The following is a 3,329-nucleotide window of genomic DNA, read 5'->3' as shown; positions in this document are numbered from 1 at the left end:
ACGTGTTCTCTTCCGTTTTCTTGATTTTTAGTTACCCATTCTTCCGCATGGCGGCGAATATCTTTTGGGCTACTTTCACCATCTTTTACCAGTTTTTGTTGAGCATTCACATCCCCAATAGGAATCGTCATCAACTCAAACAGTCGTTTGGCAGCTGGATTGGCTGCTAAAAATTTCTTGTTTGCCATCACCCGAATTTTATCGACAGCAAAACCGACATTTTTTCCGTCAACAGTAGTATCTTTTTCTGTTATATTTTCCTGTTCTTTAGGGAGTGAAAGAAAAGGAACTTCTAATCTAATGGTATCTTCTCCTGGCTTTAATACTGTCACTGACCAGTGGGGAATATAGCTATAAAATAAAATCGGTTTTCCTTGTTTATAGCGACCCAATGTAGCTGCAAAGAGAACATCATAGTTGCCTTGGTCATGTTCAACGGTATCGCGCAACTTGTAAGCATCGAGCTGATGTTCAATTACTAACTCACAGCCCCAACCTGGATTACAACCAGTTAAGTTAGCTTTGCCATCCCCATCAGAGTCAAACAGTTTGGCAATCTTGGGGTCTTTTAGTTGTTCCAAATTAGTGATTTTGTATTGGTCAGCAGTTTTTTTATCAATCTGATAGCTTTGCAAAGCATCAGCATGAATTACTCCCACCTTTTCTAATTTTTGGTCACCACCGTTTTCTAAAAAGAATTTTTTGTGTACATTTTCCCAATGAATACTGTAGAAATCTATGTCTCCATTACTAACAGAAATGTGTGCCAGGGGAATACTAAGTTGTTTGACTGCTGCCGGTTTATAACCCACCTTTGCCAAACCAATATTGATGATTTCGGAAACAAATAAGCCATTGGTGGAAAAGGAGGATGCAGAACTGATCTTGACTCCTTTACCTGCTGTGGATTGACTCCCATTTGGGGTCTGTGCTTCACAGGCGATTAAACTGAGGGATAAAGCTGCTGCTAAGATAGTGCAAATAAATTTATTGGTTTTGCTGATGGTCATTTCTTGGATTCTATTCGATCAGGTGCTATCGGGATGTTACAGCTAGATTTTGCCTGAAATTCTCGTAAGGCGCAATCCCGACTACTGACCATAGGGTGGAATGGGCATCTTGGTGGAATGGGCATCTTGGTAGAATGAGCAAAATGCCTGTTTCTTAGATTTTCCGGGCAGGATGCCCACTCTACTGCTATTGATTCTTTTGGGCGGGCAGGATGCCCACTCTACGGCGTTGCTGAATTAAGGAATGAATGCGCGATCATCTGGTTTTATTAAAGCCCAGAATTGGGGGGCTAGGGGGGCGAAACCATACCCAGAATCAGCAACGCCACTGTGGTCAGTCCGCACGAGCCGGTCATCACAATGCCAAAACGACCCATCGCTAAAACCACTGCTTGAGGTTTACTCAGATGGGGCATTTTTTTAGTCACTATCCAAGAGCCTTTTTGGTACTCTTGATTCTTCTTCATGGCTGTGTTCTCCCTATTTCTAGATAACCTTGGTTGTGATAACGACCTATATCTCCTGTTTGGAATAGTTTACCTAATTCGGGATGTTCAATAAATTTCTGTGATGTCTGTTGCTGTTGATGCAGATAACCTCTGGCTAAACTGGAACCTCCAATATAGATTTCTCCTGGTACTCCTGTGGGGACAGGGTCTTGGTGTTGGTCTAATACATAAACTGATAACCGACCAGGGTTGCCTACAGGTACATTTTCTCTGGGAGGTTCTTCTAACCATTGCCAGTGGGTAACTTCTCCTCCTGCTTCTGGGAGACTGTAGAAGTTGTGTAATGAAACTGGGTAGCTTTGGAGAAATTTGTTGGCTATTTCTGTTGATAGGGTTTCTCCACTGCTCAGGAGCGTGCGCCAACTGTTCAAAGATGCTGCCTCGTTAGTTGTATTTAACCAGCTAGGTAGTTCTGATGGGTACAGGTGAATTATGGTTACTTTGTGCTGGCTGATTAATTTCTGTAATTCTTTTGGCTCGTCATTTGCAGCTATAACTACACTACCACCACTGATTAGAGGTAAACCTATTTCTAAAAGAGCTACATCTTGAGTCAGAGATGTTTTATGCACTAGAATATCTTGATTAGTTATCTTCAAGGTTTCTTGTAGACATTGTAAACGTTGAGCTACAGCCTGATGTTCTACTAACGTTTCATTGAAGATATAGGCAAGATTGGTAGCTGTTGTTGCTGTATTTGGGTTGTCTATATTCGGTTTAGCTATTGATTCCCACTCAGTATCTAGACACAGAATTTAAGCATTGGAGTTAGGAATTTCTGATTTCAGGTCGTTTAGAGTTAATATTACTGAAATTGATTGCAAATCTTGTGATTTGTCGGTTGGATCTATTGCTACATAAGCTCCTCCTGCTTTGAGTATGGCTAATAAACCTACTACCATCTCTACCGAACGCTCTACACATATTCCCACTAGGGTTTCTGGAACTACTCCCAAATTTTGCAAATAATGTGCTAGTTGATTGGCTTTGCTATTTAATTGGGAGTAAGTCAGCTTTTGTTGTTCAAATACTACTGCTACTGCATCTGGAGTTTTCTCTACCTGTTCCTCAAATAACTGATGGATACATTTGTCAGTTGGGTAATCTGTTTTTGTATCATTCCATCCTACATTCCGCACGACAAAATGTAGTACATAAAGAGGAAAAACTTGAGTAAGTATTTAGACTTATAGTATGGGGTAGGAGGCGATCGCAAATCCACCCTAAATTTTTCTGGAGTGATATAGCAATCCTAAATAGGTCGTGGCAATTTTAAAAACTGTGATTCTTGCTATACATGCGTTTCAAGCTTATAACCTGTCACAACTCAAATAGGATTGCTATATAGGCTCAAAAGCCTATCTGAAAAGCTTTTTAATTGGCTTTACGCCATTATCACTGAGAGTTTCACTCCATGAATCATGTGGAAGCGTACCGAGCAGATGTGAGTCTTTCACAATCTTGAGACAACCATTTTCTCTGGTAGATTCATCAATAGCAATAAAGACAGCACTTGCCTCTGGAAGGGAGCAAGCAAATTATTTCCAATAATATAGGACATATAGAAGTATACCGCCTAGCAATCGCTAACCATGCCTCAACCCTATAGCTATGATTTCCGAAAAAAGTGATAGAAGCTCTAGATACTGGAGTTTAGTCTAAACTCCAGTTCTAACTGTCTAGACTCCCGGTTCGCCCATTTTTTCGGGAGTTATAAGAAAGGCTACTCAGGAGTAAAAGATTGACCATCAAGTTGAGTATAAATAGTAGTTGAAAACCCAAGTAGAACAAGAAGACGCTGCTGTAAAGG

The 3,329-nt window shown here is 40.6% G+C and carries 5 protein-coding genes; all 5 read right to left on the bottom strand.

Annotated features, from left to right (window positions below; genetic code table 11):
• The coding region (proX, locus tag F6K52_RS34325; RefSeq protein WP_293089376.1) for a glycine betaine/L-proline ABC transporter substrate-binding protein ProX at positions 1–1,010 on the bottom strand (1,010 nt) is incomplete at its 3' end.
• A gap of 290 nt (positions 1,011–1,300) precedes the next feature.
• Positions 1,301–1,477 carry a hypothetical protein gene (locus F6K52_RS34320; RefSeq protein WP_293089374.1) on the bottom strand — a complete coding sequence of 59 codons (177 nt, stop codon included), beginning with the start codon at positions 1,475–1,477 and terminating at the stop codon, positions 1,301–1,303.
• The gene (locus F6K52_RS34315) at positions 1,474–2,184 is read right to left on the bottom strand and encodes an AMP-binding protein (protein WP_293089379.1); all 711 of its coding nucleotides are present in this window, start codon (positions 2,182–2,184) and stop codon (positions 1,474–1,476) included. The genes F6K52_RS34320 and F6K52_RS34315 overlap by 4 nt, the downstream gene beginning before the upstream one ends.
• Positions 2,185–2,274: 90 nt before the next feature.
• A complete protein-coding gene (locus F6K52_RS34310) occupies positions 2,275–2,658 on the bottom strand; it encodes an AMP-binding protein (RefSeq protein ID WP_293089372.1) in 384 nt (127 codons plus the stop codon).
• A 219-nt stretch (positions 2,659–2,877) separates the two neighbouring features.
• Positions 2,878–3,021 carry a hypothetical protein gene (locus tag F6K52_RS37180; protein ID WP_364421152.1) on the bottom strand — a complete coding sequence of 48 codons (144 nt, stop codon included), beginning with the start codon at positions 3,019–3,021 and terminating at the stop codon, positions 2,878–2,880.
• Between the last annotated feature and the right edge of the window lie 308 nt (positions 3,022–3,329).

The sequence above is a fragment of the Moorena sp. SIO3H5 genome (genome assembly GCF_010692395.1).
Classification (GTDB): Bacteria; Cyanobacteriota; Cyanobacteriia; order Cyanobacteriales; family Coleofasciculaceae; genus Moorena.
The sequence above is the reverse complement of the archived record's forward strand: the minus strand, read 5'-3'. Positions and strand labels throughout refer to the sequence as shown.

Bases quoted from the DNA above. Each gene is read 5' to 3' on its own strand.
- F6K52_RS34320 (WP_293089374.1), bottom strand. From the start codon at position 1,477: ATGAAGAAGAATCAAGAGTACCAAAAAGGCTCTTGGATAGTGACTAAA.